Raw genomic sequence first — 19,238 nt, 5'->3', positions numbered from 1 at the left:
CCTTGCTTTTTCTGGGTATATTTGGTCAAGCTTTCAACATGATCTTCGATTTTGCCTGCGAACAAATATCGTCATTCTGGGACCGGTTGCTCGGCGCGATCGGTGATGCGGCTGGCAATGTGATCGGCAGTATCGTCGAGGCCGTGCGCACGGCCTTCGAAGGCGATCCGGAAACGCGCCGTCGCGTGTCCTTCTCGGTTGCCATCATCGCGCTCTCCGCGAAGATGGCGAAGGCCGATGGCGTCGTCTCGAATGCCGAAGTCGAAGCATTCCGCAAGATCTTCGAGTTTCCGCCGGAAGAGGCCCGCAATGTGGCCCGGCTTTACAATCTCGCCCGCCAGGACGTCGCGGGTTTCGAGACCTATGCGAAGAACCTCGCAGGCATGTGCCGGACCTGCGACGAGTATTGCCCGGTGCTCGAGGATATCATCGACGCCCTGTTCCACATCGCCAAGGCGGACGGCCTCGTGCACGAGAAGGAACTCGCCTTCCTGTCGCGCATCGCCGAGATCTTCTCAATCTCGGAAGAACGGTTCGCGATGATCACCGAACGGCATATCCATCTCGACGGCGATCCTTATGGGGTTCTCGGCGTGCAGCCGTCCGACGATTTTGCGACGATTCGCAAGAAGTACAGGGCGCTGGCGGCCGAACATCATCCCGACCGACTGCATGCGCGCGGCATTCCGACGGAATTCCACAGCGTCGCCAACCATCGCATGGCCAAGTTCAACGAGGCCTATTCGGCGATCGAGAAGGCGCGCCGGGCGGCATGAGTTCGTTCACCGGGGATTTCAAGCGCGCGGAGGTCTGTCCTTCGCCCAATCACGGCGAACGCGTCGGCGTCGATCGCCCGGATATTCTCCTTTTGCACTATACGGGCATGCCTTCCGCCGAGGGCGCGCAGGCTTGGCTTTGTGCGCCGGAAAGCCAGGTCTCCAGCCATTATCTGGTGCATGAGGACGGCCGCGTGGTTCAGATGGTGCCGGAAGAGCGGCGTGCCTGGCATGCGGGCAAGAGCATTTGGGGCGGCGAGACCGATATCAACTCCCGCTCGATCGGCATCGAAATCGCCAATGCCGGACACCCGGGCGGCCTTCCGGACTTTCCCGAAAAGCAGATCGAATCCGTCATCGAATTGTGTCTCGAATGCGTCAAACGGCATGGTATTGCCCCTGAAAGGGTGCTTGCCCACTCCGATGTGGCCCCCATTCGCAAGGTCGATCCGGGTGAAAATTTCCCCTGGGATCGGCTGCATCGGGCAGGGGTCGGACACTGGGTTGAGCCTGGTCCGATCGGCGGTGGTCGCTTCTTCCAACGCGGTGACCGGGGGCAACCCGTCGAGGCGCTGCAGTCGATGCTGTCGCTTTATGGTTACGGTCTTGAGATTACAGGCGAATTCTGCGCTCAGACGGAAGGCGTGGTCGCCGCATTCCAACGACATTTCCGGCAAGCCAAGGTTGATGGGGTTGCCGACAGCTCGACCATCGAGACCCTGCACAGGCTGCTGACCAGCCTGCCGCGTTTCGGCTGATCCAATCCCATCCCACGGTGTTTTCGGACCAAGGAAATCAACGCCTCTGGCGACGATTTGTTGCGGTGCCACAGGAATTCCTCATTGGGCGGCTCTAAAGGACGGGCTGAACAGCGCCGATGGTTCGCAGACGGACCTGGCGCAAACATCAACTTGAGAGACCCGGAACTGGCGGCCTGACAGGGGCTCGCGGCGCTTAACTGCGCCCGCTTTGACGCGCGTGGATACCGGTGGCTCGACTGGAGACTGAACCTTCTCATGACACGACGACTTGTTGCTGCCGCGGCATGCATTGCAATGCTTTTGACCAACGCCCAGTCCGCGCTTGCCGGCAGCGAGGAGCGCCGCTTCAAAAAGCCCCTCAAGACGATCACTCGCGACGCCGGTTATCCGGCAGCGCCTTCCTTCTCGAAAAGCCCCTACAGCGCGATCATCACCAAATATGCGAAGAGCTACGGCGTCCCGGTCGATCTGGCCCATGCCGTCGTTCGCGTCGAGAGCAATTTCAATCCCAAGGCGCGTGGCAGTGCCGGCGAAGTAGGGCTGATGCAGATCAAGCCGGCGACGGCGCGAGCCATGGGCTATCGCGGCAAGACCAAGGGGCTCTACGATCCGGAGACCAACATCCGCTACGGCATGAAGTATCTCTCGATGGCCCATGAACTGGGGGGCGGCGAGACCTGTGGCACCATCCTGCGCTACAATGCCGGCCATGGCGCCAAGCGCATGAACCCGATCTCCAAGCGCTATTGCGGCAAGGTTATCGCCTTGATCGGAAACTGAGAAAGAGCTGTGCCCTTGCCGTTCCTGTCACTGGACACGGGGACTTGCCATGCTATCACCGGACGCAACGTAAGGATGGTGACGCATGATTGAGCGGTTCAAGTCGATAGTCGTTGGTCGAGGCATGATGGGTGCTGCGGCGGCCCGGTACCTGGCACTTTCGGGAGAGGGCGTCGCCGTCATCGGTCCCGACGAGCCGAAGGACTGGTCGAGCCATCACGGTGTTTTTGCGAGCCACTACGACGAGGCCCGGATTACCCGGACGATCGATTCGAACCCCATCTGGGCCCGGCTCGCCAATCGCTCGATCGCGCGCTACGGCCAGATCGCTGCGGAAAGCGGCATCGCGTTTTATGATGAGGTCGGATGCCTGATCGTCGGGCCGAAGCGAGGCGGGCGCGATCCCTATGTCGGCCAGGTCGAGGCTGCCGCACGAGAGCTCGGGGTGTCCGTCGAAATGCTGTCAGACGCTGCGCTCAAGTCGCGGTTTCGCTATTTCGATTTCGGCTCCGATTGCGAGGGTGTCTACGAGCAGCGCAATGCGGGTTACGTCAATCCGCGTCGGCTCGTCGAGGCGCAGAGCCTGCTTGCGGAGAAAGCCGGTGCCAGGGTGATTCGTCAGACGGTGGTTTCCGTCCGGGAGGAGGGCGGTCTTGCCATCGTCACCACCGATGATGGCGCGGTCTACTCGGCCGAGCGCGTGCTGATCGCGGCCGGCGGCTTCTCGATCAACGAAAACCTGTTGCCGCGTCCCGTCGACCTTAAGGTCTATGCGCGTACTGTCGCCTTCTTCGAGGTCCCGGATGAGGATCTTGCCACCTATTCCGGCATGCCGTCACTCATCCATCAGCCGGCTGATCCCACCGACCACATCTATCTTCTGCCGCCGGTGCGCTATCCCGACGGCAAGACCTATCTCAAGATCGGCGGGGATCCTGACGATCTGCAACTCGAGACGGAGCCGGAGATTCGGGCCTGGTTCAGGCGGGGTGGTCGACTGACCACGCGCGATCACCTGCATCGGATCATCACCGGCCTCGTGCCGACCCTGGCCGATGCGCCGATTTCAATGGCGGCCTGTGTGACCTCGTTCACCCCGGAGAACTATCCGTCGATCGGTTTTGCGAGTGAGCATATTGCAGTACTCACGGGCGGCTGTGGCGCGGCGGCCAAGAGCTCCGACGAGATCGGGCGGCTGGGTGCAGAGCTTCTCCAGCACGGCCGAATCATCGACGAGGCCTATGGCGACGTGTTCCGGCCGGTCTTCAGAGACTGATTCACCAAAAGCGCCCAAGTGGTCCTCGATGCTCGCTTTTCGATGGCAATCGGGCAAAGGGTCGGTTAAGGACGCCTTGCCAGTTGGCTGGGCAGCCGCGCTTTACCAATGCCGAAAGGCGGTAAGGTGAGGAAAGTCCGGGCTCCACGGAAACACGGTGCCGGATAACGTCCGGCGAGGGCGACCTCAGGGAAAGTGCCACAGAAAGCAAACCGCCTCGCTTGCGAGGTCAGGGTGAAAGGGTGGGGTAAGAGCCCACCGCGTCGCTGGCAACAGGGACGGCACGGCAAACCCCACCGGGAGCAAGACCGAATAGGGATGACGCGGGTGGTGCGAAAGCACCGCTACAGCCTGTTTCCGGGCCAGTCATCCGGGTGGGTTGCGCGAGGCAGCGTGTAAACGCTGTCCCAGATGAATGGCTGCCACGTTCCGGGAAACCGGGGCCATACAGAACCCGGCTTACAGGCCAACTGGCAAATTTCCCCTTTTTCGACTTTTCGGCGAAGCACCTGAAATTTCAGGTGGAACGGCCTCGGGTTCGGCGAATCACATTTGCGGCAACGATTGTCGAATTGCGCACCGAAAACAGCAGTTTCTAACCATTCGTTAAGCTTAACCGCCTATCAATGTTTGAATCGCGGAAGAGGTTCATCCCGGCCGTTCCCATTGACGCCCATATTGTCCCATGGTATCCCAATTGCATGCCGTTGCGGGGGTCGTTTCATCCCCGAAATCTCGTGAAGCAGGTGCTTCCTCTCGCATTTCAGGCGGGTGTGTTGCGGGTTCGACGGTTGGCGTAATCAGGTGTGTTCCGGGGTCTCTGATCGACCCTGCATCCAAGGGGAGGCCGGTTGTCAGTGATGGGCCGCTTCCTGTCCAACGCGACAAACAGGATCGATGCGAAGGGGCGGGTTTCCGTCCCTGCGGCGTTTCGTGCCGTGCTGGTGCAGCGCGGAATTCAGGAGCTTTATTGTCTCCAGGATTTCGTCTATCCGGCGGTCAACATCGGTGGTCCGGATCTGCTCGAGCGGTACGAGCGGAAGATGGCAGCCGAGGATCCCTTTGCGTTGGAGGCAAACGAGATGTCGCTGCTGCTTCATGGTGGCGGCGTCTTTGCGCGACTCGATGCCGAAGGGCGATTGGCGGTGACGGATTTCATCCGGGATTTCACGGGGATTTCCTCGGAGGTCTGTTTCGTCGGTCGGTCGGATCATTTTCAAGTGTGGCAACCGCAGGCGTTTCACGAGGCGCAGGCGAGAGCCAGAGAGGTGGTCAGGCAGCGAGGCCTGCGCACCTAGAAAGACGGAGAAACGGAATGGCGGCGAACTTTGGCGAAGGTTTTTCCGATGCCGATGGCGGACCAGTTCGCCACATTCCGGTTCTTCTTTCCGAAGTCCTGAAGGCTCTCGAGCCCGAGGCTGGCAAAGTCATCCTTGATGGGACCTTCGGTGCAGGTGGTTACACCTCCGCCATCCTGGTCAAGGGCGCCGACGTCATTGCGCTCGACCGCGACCCGAACGCAATTGCCGGCGGCAAGGCGCTCGTCGAGGCCAGCGGTGAGCGGCTGACCCTTCATCATACGGAATTCTCCAATCTTGCTGAGTTTGCTCCCGACGAGGGTCTCGACGGTGTGGTGCTCGATATCGGCGTCTCCTCCATGCAGATCGACGAGGCCGAGCGCGGCTTCTCGTTCCAGCGCAACGGGCCGCTCGACATGCGCATGGCGGTCTCCGGTGTTTCGGCCGCTGATGTCGTCAATCGTGCCAAGGTGTCTGATCTGATCCGCATCTTCGGCTTCCTCGGCGAAGAGAAGCATGCAGGGCGTATTGCGCGCGCCATCGAAAAGCGCCGCGCGATCGAGCCTTTCCAGACGACGCGTGATCTCGCCAACCTCATCGAGACAGTCAATCCGCGCAAGGCCAAGGACAAGATCCATCCGGCGACGCGCGTTTTCCAGGCGCTGCGCATCTACGTCAATGACGAACTCGGCGAGTTGGCGCAGGCGCTGTTTGCCGCCGAGCGTTCGCTGAAACCGGGCGGTCGCCTGGTGGTGGTAACCTTCCATTCGCTGGAGGACCGGATCGTCAAGAAGTTCTTCTCCGAGCGGTCCGGCAAGGCGTCAGGTTCGCGCCATCTTCCCATGGTGGAAGCGCGGCCGGCAACCTTCGAGCCGGTCGGCAAGGGCATGGTGGCGGCGAGCGAGGAGGAGGCGGAGATCAATCCCCGCGCCCGTTCCGCGAAGCTGCGCGCCGGCATCCGCACCTCGGCGCCCGCCGAGCGGGCCGACATGTCGATCTTCGATCTGCCCGACCTCGCCACTCTCGAAAAGATCGGAGGCTGACAGTGCTGAGAACCTTCGACTTCCTGATGATCGGAGCCATGCTGGCCGCAGCCACGGTGACCTACCAGATCAAGCACAACACGGATAACAAGGCAGCGGAAGTCCGTCGCCTTGAGGCCGAGATCAAGCTGGAGAAGGACACCATCGACCTGCTCAAGGCCGATAGGGCACTGCTCACCCAGCCGAACAGGCTTGAACGCCTGGTTCAGGCCTATGCCGCCGAGTTGCAGCTTGTGCCGACCGAGCCGAGCCAGCTGGCGCAGCCGATGGAGCTTCCCATGCTCAAGGAGTTGGTGCCTTTGCCGGAAGGCGAAGAGGGAACCGTGAGTGCGACAGCACCCTCAGATCCCATCAAGGACCTCATCACGACAGGATCGGTGGACCGCTGATGACCTTTCTTTCGCGAATCATGCTGTTGAAGAGCCAGGCGCATTTCTCGACCGATGTGCAGCGTGGCGGTGCCGTCGTGAACGGAGCGACCTTCAAGGGGACCGGCAAGCGCAAGTCGGAAATGGCCAAGACCCGCGTCGGGCTGATGATCGCGACCTTTTGCGTCGCCTATGCCGTGATCGGTGGGCGTCTCGTGCAATACGGTCATGCGCAGCCTGAGACCGTGTCCAGCATCCTGCCGGCCGACCGGCTGATGGCCTCGCGCCCCGACATTCTCGATCGCAATGGTGAAGTGCTCGCCACCGATATCCGCACCGTCTCGCTGTTTGCCGAGCCCCACAAGATCGTCGATGCGGACGAGGCGGTCGAACGCCTGTCGACCGTTTTGAAGGACCTTGATGTCCGGGACACGTATCGCAAGCTTTCGTCGAATTCGCGTTTCCAGTGGTTGCGCCGGCAACTGACCCCGAAGCAGCAGAGCCAGATCCTGGCGCTCGGCATTCCCGGCATCGGCTTCCGGCCTGAGAAGCGACGCTTCTATCCGGGCGGCGCGACTGCCTCGCATATCGTCGGCTACGTCAATATCGACAATCGCGGCATGGCCGGGATGGAGCGCTATATCGACAATCAGGGCATGGCGGATCTGAGAGCGCTTGGCATGACCAGCGATGCGCCGCTGGAACCGGTCCGGCTGTCGGTGGACATCCGTGTCCAGAACATCTTGCGTGATGCGCTCGTCAACGCTGTTGCAAAATACGAAGCGATCGCCGCCGGAGCCGTGGTTCTCGACGTTCACACCGGTGAAGTGGTCGCCATGTCATCGATTCCCGATTTCGACCCGAATCGGCCTCAGGAAGGGGCCGAAGAAGGCTGGATGAACCGGATGACGAACGGCACCTTCGAGATGGGGTCGACCTTCAAGACGTTCACGACGGCCATGGCGCTCGATTCGGGCAAAGTGACCATGAATGACAGTTTCGATGCCCGTTATCCGATCCGCATCGGCCGGTTCACCATCAAGGATTTCCATGGAAAGCACCGAGTGCTGACCGTGCCTGAGATATTCCAGTATTCTTCGAACATCGGAACGGCCCGCATGGCCGAAGCCGTCGGGACCGCCGGCCATCAGGAATTCCTGACACGCTTGGGTCTCCTGACCAGACTGGAAACCGAACTGCCGGAAGTGAAGGCACCGTCGCAGCCGCGGGAATGGAAGCAGATCAACTCGATCACCATTTCCTTCGGCCACGGCGTCTCGACCACGCCGCTGCAGACTGCGGTTGGAGCCGCGGCGCTGGTCAACGGTGGAAAGCTTCTGCCGCCCACCTTCCTGACCCGCGACCGCGAGCAGGCCGATCAGATTGCCCAGGTCGTGGTGAAGAAACAGACCAGCGATGATATCCGGCATCTGTTCTGGATGAACGGCAAGGCTGGTTCCGGCAAGTATGCGCTTGTTGATGGCTTCAATGTCGGCGGCAAGACCGGCACGGCCGAGAAAGTCATCAATGGCCGCTATTCCGACGATCAGAATTTCAACTCGTATGTCGGCGCCTTCCCGATGGATGATCCGAAATATCTTGTGCTGAGCTTCATCGACGCGCCGAAGACGGGCGAGGGTGGTGGTCGGACCGCCGGTCTTACCGCCGCACCCATCGTCGGCGAGATCATCCGCAGAAGCGCCGCAATTCTTGGTGTAGAACCCAAATACGGGGAAGACGGCTCAGCGTTGCTCGTCTCTTATTGATCAGATCGACTACAGGCGGGGCGATTCGCGTAACTTGCCCCTCAAGGATGGACTGCAAAATGCTTTTGGGTGCACTGGCTGGCGAGGAGTTTGGGGAACAGGTGGCAGCCAGTGGTGCTGCAGGCGTCGAGGTTCGTGGACTTTCAGCCGATAGCCGCAAGGTCGAACCGGGCACCGTGTTCTTCGCTCTGTCCGGCTCCAGGGCGGACGGTTCGGCCTATGTAGCCCAGGCGGTCGAAAAGGGTGCCGTGGCTGTTGTCGCATCGCATGCGCTCGACGCCACTGTACCTGTCGTCATCGTCGATAATCCTCGCCGGTTCCTCGCGCTTGCCGCAGCCCGCCTCGTCGGGCGCCAGCCTGAGACGATGGTCGCGGTGACCGGCACGGCGGGAAAAACGTCCGTCGCTTCCTTTACCCGTCAGATCTGGGCCGAGGCCGGCCATGCCGCCGCCCAGATCGGCACCACAGGCGTCATCTCGCCGAACCGCAACGACTACGGCTCGCTGACCACGCCCGATCCGCTCGCACTCCACACGCTTCTCGGCGAACTCGCCGATGAGGGCGTCACGCATGCGGCAATGGAAGCGTCCAGCCACGGCCTCGATCAGAGCCGTCTCGACGGCGTGGTGCTGTCGGCCGCGGGTTTCACCAATCTCGGCCGTGACCACATGGACTACCATCCGACCATGGAAGATTACATGGCGGCGAAGATGCGGCTCTTCGAAACGCTGCTGCCGAAGGGCGCCCCTGCAGTCATCTTCGCTGATGATGCCTGGTCTGACGAGGCGATCCGGGTCGCCAAGGCCTGCGGCCACGATGTGCGCACGGTTGGCCGCAAGGGTGATTTCCTCAGCCTGAAGCGGGTCGAGCATTTCCGCCACAAGCAGGTCGCCGAAGTGCATCATGCGGGCGAAATCTTCGAAGTTCACATTCCTTTGGCCGGCGATTTCCAGATCGCCAATGCGCTGGTTTCAGCCGGTCTTGCCATTTCGACCGGCGTTGCCCCGGCCGTGGCGCTGAAGGCGCTGGAGCATCTCAAGGGGGCCTCCGGCCGTCTCGAACTGGTCGGTCAGACCAAGGCTGGCGCGCTCGCTTATGTCGACTATGCGCACAAGCCGGAAGCGTTGGAAAACGTGCTGACCTCGGTGCGCCCCTTTACGACCGGTCGTGTGATCGTCGTATTCGGCTGCGGCGGAGATCGCGACAAGGGCAAGCGGCCGATCATGGGCGAGATCGCCTCGCGGCTTGCCGACATCGCCATCGTCACCGACGACAATCCGCGCTCGGAAGTGCCCGCGACCATCCGCTCCGAGATCATGGCGGCAACGCCCAGGGGGATCGAGATCGGTGATCGCGCCCAGGCCATTCGCGCCGGTGTGGCTATGCTCTCCACGGGCGATACGCTGATCGTGGCGGGCAAGGGGCATGAGGAAGGACAGACCGTCGGTTCCGAGACGCATCCGTTCTCGGACCACCAGGAAGTCCGCAAAGCCTTGGGGGAGTTCGACCGTTGACATTGCTTTGGACCGCGCGTGAAATGGTTGTCGCCATGGGCGGCCGGCCTTTCGGCAATCTGCCGGAAGGTGTGACCGGCATTTCGATCGACAGTCGGACGATTACGCCTGGCGAAGCATTCTTCGCCATCAAGGGCGACCGCGTCGATGGTCATAACTATGCCAGTATCGCCATCGCCAACGGGGCTGCCCTGCTCGTCGTCAGCGAAGCCAAGCTGCCGGCGCTCGGTCGGCTGACTATCCCGATGATCGTGGTCGAAGACGTTCTCGTCGGCCTGCAGAAGCTCGGCATGGCCGCCCGCGATCGCACGCCTGCGACCGTCATTGCGGTCACCGGCTCCGTCGGCAAGACGACGACCAAGGAGATGCTGCGCGTAACACTTGCGCCATCCGGCAAGGTGCATGCCTCCGTCGCGTCCTTCAACAACCATTGGGGCGTGCCGCTGACGCTCGCCCGCATGCCGATCGACACCCGTTACGGCGTGTTCGAGCTGGGCATGAATCATTCCGGCGAGATCGGGCCGCTGTCTCGCATGGTGCGTCCGGACGTGGCGGTCATCACGACGATCGCGCCGGCACATCTCGGCAATTTCGCCAGCGTCGACGAGATCGCGGACGCCAAGGCCGAGATCTTCGAGGGTGTCGTCAATGGTGGGGATGCGATCCTCAACCGCGACAATCCCTACTACGAACGCCTTGAGCAGGCGGCGCTCGCCCAGGGTGTCGAAAACATCCACAGCTTCGGTCAGCATGCCAAGGCCGAGTTCCGGCTGGCGGAATTCGATGGTGCTGCCGAACTTTCCACCGTCTGGGTGTCCTTCGGTGGCGAGACGCGTGAAGTGACGATCGGAGCGCCGGGCCGGCATCTCGCAGAGAATGCCATGGCGGTTCTGGCAGCCGTATCGCTGGTTGGCGCGGACATTGATGCGGCAATCGAAGCCCTGGAAAACCTCGCTCCGGTCAAGGGGCGCGGTGAACGCCACAGGCTGCAGATGCCCGATGGCATCCTGACGCTGATCGACGAGAGCTACAATGCCAACCCCGCGTCGATGCGGGCCGCCATTGCCGTGCTTGCCTCTTCCCAGCCGACAGGCGAGGGGCGGCGGATCGCCGTGCTCGGTGACATGTTGGAGATGGGCGAATTCGCGCCCTCCGTTCATGCGGAGCTCGCAGGTCCTCTGCTGGCCGCCGGGATCGAACATGTCTGGCTCGCAGGCCCGGAAATGGTGGCGCTGCGCGACGCCCTGCCGGAAACGGTTCACGTCGTCTATCTCGAAACCACGCAGGAGCTCGCGAATTTCGTCAGCGCCGAGGTCCGCGCGGGCGATGTCGTGATGGTCAAATCTTCTCTCGGCATCGGTTTCGGCAAGATCGTTTCGGCTCTGCTTGACAAGCATCCGGCATTCACCGACACGGAGCGCCACTTTTAATCCGGGCTTTTGGAAAGGGCTCCAATGCTGATCTGGCTTGTGGAACTGGCGGATAACCTTCAGTTTTTCAATCTCTTCCGTTACATCACCTTCCGCACCGGGGCTGCTCTCCTCACCTCGGCGCTGGTGGTTTTCCTGTTCGGCCCGGCCATCATCTCGTCCCTGCGCGTGCGCCAGGGTAAGGGACAGCCTATCCGCGCCGACGGACCACAAACCCATTTTAAGAAGGCGGGAACGCCGACGATGGGCGGGTTGATGATCCTGGCCGGCATCGTCGTGTCGTCACTGCTCTGGGCTGATCTCTCCAACGTCTATGTCGTCGCCACACTGCTGGTGACGCTCGGCTTTGGCGCAATCGGCTTTTATGACGACTATCTCAAGGTGACCAAGCAGACGGAGAAGGGCTTCTCCGGCAAGGCGCGCCTCGGCATCGAATTCGTGATTGCGGGCATCGCCGTCTATTTCATGATGTCGACGGCGCTGAGTTCCGGGCCTCAAGGCTCAACCTTCGGATCCTCGATCGCCTTTCCCTTCTTCAAGGACTTCCTGATCGATCTCGGGATCTTCTTCGTGCTGTTCGGCGGTTTCGTCATCGTCGGCGCCGGCAATGCGGTCAACCTGACGGACGGTCTCGACGGTCTTGCCATCGTGCCTGTGATGATCGCTGCTGCCTCCTTCGGCGTGATCGCATATCTCGCCGGCAATGCGGTGTTCTCCAACTACCTGCAGATCAATTTCACGCCGGGCACGGGCGAACTTGCGGTGGTGCTCGGTGCCGTGATCGGTGCAGGGCTCGGTTTCCTGTGGTTCAACGCCCCACCGGCTGCCATTTTCATGGGAGATACGGGTTCGCTTGCCCTTGGTGGCCTGATCGGCTCCGTCGCTGTTGCCACCAAGCATGAGATCGTCATGGCGATCATCGGCGGCCTCTTCGTCATGGAAACGCTTTCGGTGATCATCCAGGTCGGTTACTTCAAGCTGACGGGCAGGCGCGTCTTCCTGATGGCGCCGATCCACCATCATTTCGAAAAACTCGGCTGGACCGAGAGCCAGGTGGTCATCCGCTTCTGGATCATCGCGGTTGGCCTTGCCATGCTCGGCCTTTCCACCCTCAAGCTGCGGTGAGGCGGCGATGATCGCGGCCAACACATTCAAGGGCAAGACCGTCGCGCTGTTCGGGCTCGGCGGATCCGGTCTCGCCACGGCGAAGGCTCTTCAGGCCGGTGGCGCAAATGTCATTGCCTGGGACGACAATCCCGACAGCGTTGCGCGGGCTGAAGCCGAAGGTGTACCGACCCGGGACTTGCGCGAGATCGACTGGTCGTCGGTCGCATCTTTCGTGCTCTCGCCCGGCGTACCGCTCACCCACCCGAAGCCGCATTGGACGGTCGGTTTTGCCCGCAATGCCGGCGTTGAGATTATCGGCGATGTCGAGATCTTCGTGCGGGAACGGCGGGCTCAGGCGCCGGATGGCCCATTCATCGCGATCACAGGTACCAACGGCAAGTCGACGACCACCGCTCTCATCGCCCATATTCTTCAGGCGAGTGGCCGCGACACCCAGCTTGGCGGTAATATCGGCCGTGCGGTTCTGACGCTCGATCCACCGAAGGACGGCCGTTTCTTCGTCGTTGAGTGCTCGTCCTATCAGATCGACCTTGCCCCGACGCTGAACCCGACTGCCGGCATCCTGCTCAACCTGACGCCCGATCATCTCGATCGCCACGGCACGATGCAGCATTATGCCGAGGTGAAAGAGCGTCTTGTCGCCGGAGCGAAGACTGCGATCGTCGGGACCGATGACAGCTATTGCGAGCTGATCGGCGACCGTGTCGAACGTGCCGGGACCAAGGTCATCCGGATCTCGAAGCGGCAGCCGCTCGCCGATGGCCTCTATGCCGACGGCTCGCGCATCATGCGGGCCGAGAACGGAGCATCTGCTCCTCTGGTCGATCTCGATGGGATCCAGACGCTGCGTGGCAGCCACAATGCCCAGAATGCCTGCGCCGCGATTGCCGCCTGCCTGGCAGCAGGCGTCTCGGAAGACGAGATCCGCAAGGGCCTTCAGAGCTTCCCCGGCCTCAAGCATCGCATGCAGCCGGTCGGGCGGCGACGTCACGTAGTTTTCGTCAACGACAGCAAGGCGACCAATGCGGATGCTGCAGCACCCGCCCTTTCCAGCTATGAGCGGATCTACTGGATTGCCGGCGGTCTGCCCAAGGAAGGCGGCATCGCAAGCCTCGCACCACTCTTCCCGCGCATCGTGAAGGCCTATCTGATCGGCGAGGCTGCTTCCGCCTTTGCGGCACAGCTCGGCGACCGCGTGGCCTACGAGATCTCGGACCACCTCGAGCGCGCCGTGGCGCATGCCGCTGATGATGCCGATCGGGATGGCGAAGCTTCGGCCGTGATGCTCTCACCGGCTTGCGCAAGCTTCGACCAGTACAAGAATTTCGAGGTCCGCGGCGACGCCTTTGTTTCGCATGTCGCAGATCTGGACGGAGTGACGATGCTGATCGACCTGCCGACAGGAGGCAAATGAGATGGTAAGCCGCGTAGAGAGAGGACCTGTCGCAGACTGGTTCTGGACGATCGACCGTCTGTTCCTGATCACCTTCGTTCTCCTGATGGGGATCGGGTTGATGCTCTCTTTCGCAGCCTCGCCGGCGGTTGCCGAACGTCTCAATCTCGACAGCTTCCACTTCGTCAAGCGTCATGCCTTTTTCATGCTGCCGGCACTCGGGGTGATGATCGGACTGTCCTTCCTGTCGCCACGACAGGTCAGGCGGATGGCCATGCTGATCCTTGCGGCCTCGCTCATCATGATGGTGCTGGTGCTTTTCATCGGTCTCGAGGTCAAGGGCGGCCGCCGCTGGCTGTCTTTGGGCTCCATGTCGATCCAGCCGTCGGAATTCATGAAGCCGGCCTTTGTCGTGATCTGCGCCTGGTTGTTTGCCGAACATGCGCGCCAGCCTGAGATCCCGGGCAATCTCTTTGCCATTCTGCTCTTCGGAATTGCCGCAGCCCTCCTGATCGCCCAGCCTGACCTCGGGCAGACCATCCTGATTGGCAGCGTATGGGGGGCGATGTTCTTCATGGCCGGCATGCCCTGGCTCTGGATCGTCGTGCTCGGCGTACTCGGCGGTGCAGGCTTCTTCGGGGCCTATCTGACGCTGCCGCACGTCGCCGGACGAATAGACCGGTTTCTGACCGGCGAGGGCGATACCTTCCAGGTCGATACCGCCCGCGAAGCGATCATTCGTGGCGACTGGTTTGGCCAGGGGCCGGGCGAGGGTATCGTCAAGCGCATCATTCCCGACAGCCATACCGACTTCATCTTCTCGGTCGCTGCGGAAGAATTCGGCATCGTCTTCTGCATGGCGCTGGTCGCGATCTTCGCCTTTCTTGTTCTGCGCGGCCTCAGCCATGCCTACAAGGAGCGCAACGACTTCAACCGTCTCGCCGTGTCCGGTCTCGTTCTGCTCCTCGGCGTCCAGTCGATGATCAATATCGGCGTCAATCTCGAACTTCTGCCGGCCAAGGGCATGACGCTGCCGCTCATCTCCTATGGCGGATCGTCGATGACGGCGATCTGTGTCACGGCCGGCTTCATCCTGGCGCTGACCCGCCGCCGTCCGGAAAAGCGCGCCCAGGAGCGCAGCCTGTTCCGTTCGGTCGCGGGCGTGCCTGCGGAGTAAAGCGTAATGACCAAGGGTATCGTCTTTCTCGCCGCCGGGGGAACCGGCGGCCATCTCTTTCCGGCCGAAGCGCTGGCGCATGAATTGAAGGCGCGCGGCTATGGCGTGCATCTGGTGACCGACCGGCGTGCCGAACGTTACGCCGGAAGCTTCCCGGCCGATGAGATCCACACCGTTTCGTCTGCGACGATCGCTTCGAAGAACCCGGTCGCCGTGGTCAAGGCGTTTCTCTCGCTGTGGCGCGGTTATCGCGAGGCGCGAGCTCTGGTGTCACGCCTGAAGCCGAAGGCCGTTATCGGCTTCGGCGGATACCCGACCGTGCCGCCACTTTTCGCGGCCTCCGGTCTCGGCGTTCCGACGGCGGTGCATGAGCAGAATGCCGTGATGGGACGGGCAAACAAGCTGCTTGCCTCGCGAGTGCGGGCGATCGCTGGTGGTTTTCTGTCACCTGACGGCGAACACAAGGCCAAGATGGTGCTGACCGGCAATCCGGTACGCCCGGCCGTCATCGGGGCCGCCGCCCAGCCCTATGTCGCGTCCGGCGCCGGCGAAACCTTCAACCTCGTGGTCTTCGGTGGAAGCCAGGGCGCGCAGTTCTTCTCCGACGCTATTCCGGGCGCCATCCGGCTTCTCCCCGACGCGCTGCGTCAGCGCCTCGTGGTGACCCAGCAGGCCAGGCCCGAAGACCGCCAGAAGGTCATCGATAGCTATGCGACGCTTGGCATTCGCGCTGATGTCGCGCCCTTTTTCACCGACATGGCGGAGCGTATGGCAACGGCCCATCTCGTGATCTGCCGCTCTGGCGCGTCTACGGTCTCCGAACTCGCGGTGATCGGTCGCCCGAGCGTGCTTGTTCCCTATCCGCATGCACTCGACCACGACCAGGCGGCGAATGCCGCAGCACTCGCGGCGCAGGGCGGCGCGCAGGTGATCGCCCAGTCGGCGCTTTCTGCCGAGCGCATTGCTGACCTTCTGACGACGGCGATGGAGGGCCCGGAGCGGCTCGCAACCATGGCGGCGGCCGCGAAAAGCACGGGCAAGCCCGACGCTGCCGGCTTGCTCGCAGACCTCGTAGAGGCTATTGCCGCCGGCAAGGGCATTGCCCAGTCGAAGGGAGCCACACAATGAAAATGCCGAAAACCATCGGCCTCGTCCATTTCATCGGGATCGGCGGCATCGGGATGAGCGGGATTGCCGAGGTGCTGCACAATCTCGGACACAAGGTGCAAGGGTCTGACCAGGCCGAGAGCGCCAATGTTCAGCGTCTCCGCGCCAAGGGCATCGAAGTCTTTGTCGGCCACAAGGCCGAGAACCTCGGTGATGCCGAAGTCGTCGTCGTCTCGACCGCGATCAAGAAGAACAATCCGGAACTGATTGCCGCCCGCGAGAAGCTCTTGCCGATTGTCCGGCGTGCCGAAATGCTCGCCGAGCTCATGCGCTTCCGCAACGCGATCGCAATCGGCGGCACGCATGGCAAGACGACGACGACCTCGATGGTTGCCGCTCTCTTGGAAGCTGGCAATCTCGACCCGACCGTCATCAATGGCGGCATCATCAATGCCTATGGCACCAATGCCCGCATGGGTGAGGGTGAGTGGATGGTGGTCGAGGCTGATGAGTCCGACGGTACCTTCCTGAAGCTTCCGGCCGATGTCGCTGTTGTCACCAATATCGACCCTGAACATCTCGACCATTACGGCACCTTCGACAATGCGCGGGCGGCTTTCCGCCAGTTTGTCGAGAACGTCCCGTTCTATGGCTTCGGGGTGATGTGCCTCGACCATCCGGAAGTTCAGGCGCTGGTGAGCAAGATCGAGGACCGCAAGGTCATCACTTATGGCGAGAACCCGCAGGCCGATGTGCGCTTCTCGAATGTGCGCCTCGACGGCATCCGTTCGATCTTCGACGTGGAAATCCGCCGTCGTCGTACCGGCCGGGTTTTCAATTTCAAGGATCTGGTGCTGCCAATGCCCGGGCGGCACAATATCTCCAATGCCTGCGCCGCAATTGCTGTCGCGAACCGCCTCGAAATTTCGGAAGAGAGTATCCGCAAGGGACTTGCCGGCTTCGGCGGCGTCAAGCGGCGCTTCACGCTGACGGGCGTATCGAATGGCGTGCAGGTGTTCGACGATTACGGCCATCACCCGGTGGAGATCAAGGCTGTGCTCAGAGCGGCCCGCGAAGCCTGCCAGGGGCGGATCATTGCGGTGCATCAGCCGCATCGCTATTCGCGACTTGCCAGCCTCTTCGACGACTTCGCTAACTGCTTCAACGATGCCGACACGATCTTCCTCTCGCCGGTCTATGCAGCCGGTGAGGATCCGATCGAGGGTATCGATTCAGAAACGCTGGTATCGCGCATCAAGTCAGGCGGTCATCGCGACGCGCGTTACTTGGCCGCGCCGGATCAGCTCGCCTCTCTCGTTGCAGGCATTGCACAACCGGGTGATTTCGTGGTCCTGTTGGGGGCCGGCAACATTACCCAGTGGGCTGCTGCCTTGCCGACGGAACTAGATGCAATTGCGGGAAAGTCTTGAATGAAACAGGTGGATGGGGAAAAGCTTCTGGCGTCGCTCGGCCCGGGGGTCAACGATCTCAAGGGGCGGTTGACGCCTGATGCGCCAATGGACCGGGTGACCTGGTTCCAGGCCGGCGGGCTGGCGGAGCTGATGTTCCAGCCGCATGACGTCGAGGACCTCACCAGTTTCCTGAAGCTTCTGCCGGAAGAGGTGCCGCTGACCGTAATCGGCGTCGGATCGAACCTTCTGGTGCGCGATGGTGGCATTCCCGGTGTTGTTGTTCGCCTGTCTGCCAAGGGTTTCGGACAGGTGGAGCTGGCGGGCGAGAACCGCATCCGTGCCGGAGCGATCTGCCCGGACAAGCACATCGCCGCCATGGCGATGGACAACAATATCGGCGGATTCCACTTCTACTACGGTATTCCCGGTTCGATCGGCGGCGCGATCCGCATGAATGCGGGCGCCAATGGCGGTGACACGGCCGGCCGGTTGATCGAGGTCGAGGCCGTCGATCGCAAGGGCAATGTGCATGTCCTGTCGAATGCCGACATGGGCTACAGCTATCGCCATTCGGCCGCGTCCGAAGGCCTGATCTTTACCAGCGCGCTCTTCGAAGGCTATCCGGAAGAGAAGGCGAAGATCCGCGCAGACATGGATGCGGTTCGTCACCATCGCGAGACGGTACAGCCGGTCAAGGAAAAGACCGGTGGCTCGACGTTCAAGAACCCCGAGGGCCATTCGGCCTGGGAGTTGATTGACGAGGCAGGCTGCCGCGGTCTGATGATCGGCGGGGCGCAGATGTCGTCGCTCCACTGCAATTTCATGATCAATGTCGGCCATGCGACGGGTTACGATCTCGAATATCTCGGCGAGACCGTTCGCCAGCGGGTCTTCGAAACCTCCGGCATCAAGCTTGAATGGGAAATCAAACGCCTCGGCATTTTCATGCCCGGTCGCGAAGTGAAGCCGTTCATGGGCGTCGCCGAGGCCTAAGCCTTCGGCCTCTTTCCTACGAAGTTTTAACGTCGCTCGGTTAAGCTCCCCGAAGGTTCGGGGAGTTTCATGTTTGATCTGGTGCATGTCTGGGTAATCCGGCAGCTCACGCTTGGCGAGTTTTCCTCGCGGCAGGCGGTGCTGTGGAAGGCCGTGGCCATGGCAGCCAAGATTGCCGTGTTTGCCTATGGCCTCAACGTCTTGAGTCACTTCATCCTCGTCGGTCTCGGGCTTCTGCCATATCCTCTGGGGCCGGCGCTGGTCGTCGCGACCATGCTGACGCCGCCCGTCTCCTTCATCGTCGCCGTGATTGCCTATTCGGTTGTCGGCCTTGCAATCTATGACCTTGGCGTATCGCGCCAGCGTTTCGAGACATTGAGCCGAACCGACATGCTGTCCGGTCTGATGAATCGTCGGGCATTCCTCGACACGTTCGAGGCCGCGCGTGGGCCGGTGGCTCTGATCCTGCTCGATATCGATCGTTTCAAGTTGGTCAATGACACTCTCGGTCACAAAGCGGGTGACGACGTCATCGTGCAAACGGCGAACTGCCTGACGAATGTCCTCGGCCCGGATGAGGCCATTGCCCGCATCGGCGGCGAGGAGTTTGCCGTCCTCTTGACCGGGCAGGGGACGGAGCGAGCGATGGAGATCGCCGAAGCGATCCGCGCATCTGTCGAAGGCATGGGTTTGGAAATTTCAGGGCGGCCTGTTTCGATTTCCGTGTCTGCCGGGGTCTCCGACGGCGTCGCCGAACTCGGCTTCAGCGAGCTGTTTTCAGGCGCCGACCGCGCCCTTTATCTCGCCAAGGCCAGCGGGCGGAACCGAATCGTGCATGCGAAAGAGCTCCCTGTGTTACCTTTCGCAGCTCCGGTTTCTGACGATGGTCAATCCGCCGTGAACCTGTCGCGGCTCAGCGCCTGATTGATTTCATCCGTTAACTTTCTCTTTTTTTTCATCGGCTTCGACCGATAACCTCAAGTCTTTGTTTGGCTTGCAGGGCAGGCGCTTTCGCG

The 19,238-nt window shown here is 61.6% G+C and carries 17 protein-coding genes and 1 other RNA gene; all 18 read left to right on the top strand.

Annotated features, from left to right (window positions below; all coding sequences use genetic code 11):
- Positions 1-38 precede the first annotated feature (38 nt).
- The 18 genes from GH983_RS10880 to GH983_RS10795 all read left to right on the top strand — a co-directional run bounded on the left by GH983_RS10880 (position 39) and on the right by GH983_RS10795 (position 19,146).
- Positions 39-776: a DnaJ family molecular chaperone gene (locus GH983_RS10880; RefSeq protein WP_153762416.1), complete on the top strand. Its 738-nt coding sequence runs from the start codon at positions 39-41 to the stop codon at positions 774-776.
- The gene (locus tag GH983_RS10875) at positions 773-1,534 is read left to right on the top strand and encodes an N-acetylmuramoyl-L-alanine amidase (protein WP_153762415.1); all 762 of its coding nucleotides are present in this window, start codon (positions 773-775) and stop codon (positions 1,532-1,534) included. The genes GH983_RS10880 and GH983_RS10875 overlap by 4 nt, the downstream gene beginning before the upstream one ends.
- Positions 1,535-1,792: 258 nt before the next feature.
- Entirely contained in the window at positions 1,793-2,317 is a 525-nt protein-coding gene (locus GH983_RS10870; RefSeq protein ID WP_054151667.1) for a lytic transglycosylase domain-containing protein, read from the top strand.
- A gap of 85 nt (positions 2,318-2,402) precedes the next feature.
- A complete protein-coding gene (locus GH983_RS10865) occupies positions 2,403-3,593 on the top strand; it encodes an FAD-binding oxidoreductase (protein ID WP_153762414.1) in 1,191 nt (396 codons plus the stop codon).
- Positions 3,594-3,672: 79 nt separating this feature from the next.
- Positions 3,673-4,071, top strand: an RNA gene (rnpB, locus tag GH983_RS10860) — RNase P RNA component class A.
- 382 nt (positions 4,072-4,453) lie between these two features.
- The gene (gene mraZ / locus GH983_RS10855) at positions 4,454-4,891 is read left to right on the top strand and encodes a division/cell wall cluster transcriptional repressor MraZ (protein WP_153763597.1); all 438 of its coding nucleotides are present in this window, start codon (positions 4,454-4,456) and stop codon (positions 4,889-4,891) included.
- Positions 4,892-4,908: 17 nt separating this feature from the next.
- Complete coding sequence (rsmH, locus tag GH983_RS10850) at positions 4,909-5,934, top strand: 16S rRNA (cytosine(1402)-N(4))-methyltransferase RsmH (RefSeq protein WP_054151670.1); 1,026 nt, start codon at positions 4,909-4,911, stop codon at positions 5,932-5,934.
- Between the two features lie 2 nt (positions 5,935-5,936).
- Positions 5,937-6,323 carry a hypothetical protein gene (locus tag GH983_RS10845; RefSeq protein WP_153762413.1) on the top strand — a complete coding sequence of 129 codons (387 nt, stop codon included), beginning with the start codon at positions 5,937-5,939 and terminating at the stop codon, positions 6,321-6,323.
- Positions 6,323-8,068 (top strand): penicillin-binding protein 2, encoded by a 1,746-nt coding sequence (locus GH983_RS10840; RefSeq protein ID WP_153762412.1) that lies wholly within the window; start codon positions 6,323-6,325, stop codon positions 8,066-8,068. The genes GH983_RS10845 and GH983_RS10840 overlap by 1 nt, the downstream gene beginning before the upstream one ends.
- Before the next feature lie 59 nt (positions 8,069-8,127).
- Entirely contained in the window at positions 8,128-9,582 is a 1,455-nt protein-coding gene (locus tag GH983_RS10835) for a UDP-N-acetylmuramoyl-L-alanyl-D-glutamate--2,6-diaminopimelate ligase (RefSeq protein ID WP_153762411.1), read from the top strand.
- On the top strand, positions 9,579-11,012 hold the full coding sequence (locus tag GH983_RS10830) for a UDP-N-acetylmuramoylalanyl-D-glutamyl-2,6-diaminopimelate--D-alanyl-D-alanine ligase (RefSeq protein ID WP_054151674.1): 1,434 nt from the start codon (positions 9,579-9,581) through the stop codon (positions 11,010-11,012). Before GH983_RS10835 ends, GH983_RS10830 begins: the two co-directional genes overlap by 4 nt.
- 24 nt (positions 11,013-11,036) lie before the next feature.
- The gene (gene mraY, locus GH983_RS10825) at positions 11,037-12,137 is read left to right on the top strand and encodes a phospho-N-acetylmuramoyl-pentapeptide-transferase (protein WP_153762410.1); all 1,101 of its coding nucleotides are present in this window, start codon (positions 11,037-11,039) and stop codon (positions 12,135-12,137) included.
- Positions 12,138-12,144: 7 nt separating this feature from the next.
- On the top strand, positions 12,145-13,554 hold the full coding sequence (gene murD, locus GH983_RS10820; protein WP_153762409.1) for a UDP-N-acetylmuramoyl-L-alanine--D-glutamate ligase: 1,410 nt from the start codon (positions 12,145-12,147) through the stop codon (positions 13,552-13,554).
- A 1-nt stretch (position 13,555) separates the two neighbouring features.
- Entirely contained in the window at positions 13,556-14,710 is a 1,155-nt protein-coding gene (ftsW, locus tag GH983_RS10815) for a putative lipid II flippase FtsW (RefSeq protein ID WP_054151676.1), read from the top strand.
- A 6-nt stretch (positions 14,711-14,716) separates the two neighbouring features.
- Positions 14,717-15,838, top strand: coding sequence for an undecaprenyldiphospho-muramoylpentapeptide beta-N-acetylglucosaminyltransferase (murG, locus tag GH983_RS10810; protein ID WP_069041118.1), 1,122 nt, complete (start codon positions 14,717-14,719; stop codon positions 15,836-15,838).
- Positions 15,835-17,247 (top strand): UDP-N-acetylmuramate--L-alanine ligase, encoded by a 1,413-nt coding sequence (gene murC / locus GH983_RS10805; protein ID WP_153762408.1) that lies wholly within the window; start codon positions 15,835-15,837, stop codon positions 17,245-17,247. The genes murG and murC overlap by 4 nt, the downstream gene beginning before the upstream one ends.
- Positions 17,248-18,222 carry a UDP-N-acetylmuramate dehydrogenase gene (murB, locus tag GH983_RS10800; protein WP_153762407.1) on the top strand — a complete coding sequence of 325 codons (975 nt, stop codon included), beginning with the start codon at positions 17,248-17,250 and terminating at the stop codon, positions 18,220-18,222. It begins immediately after the preceding gene.
- Positions 18,223-18,291: 69 nt separating this feature from the next.
- Positions 18,292-19,146 (top strand): GGDEF domain-containing protein, encoded by an 855-nt coding sequence (locus GH983_RS10795; RefSeq protein ID WP_153762406.1) that lies wholly within the window; start codon positions 18,292-18,294, stop codon positions 19,144-19,146.
- Positions 19,147-19,238: the final 92 nt, after the last annotated feature.

The organism is Agrobacterium sp. MA01 (assembly GCF_009650195.1).
GTDB lineage: Bacteria > Pseudomonadota > Alphaproteobacteria > Rhizobiales > Rhizobiaceae > Allorhizobium.
This window is presented reverse-complemented; position numbering and strand designations above follow the sequence as displayed.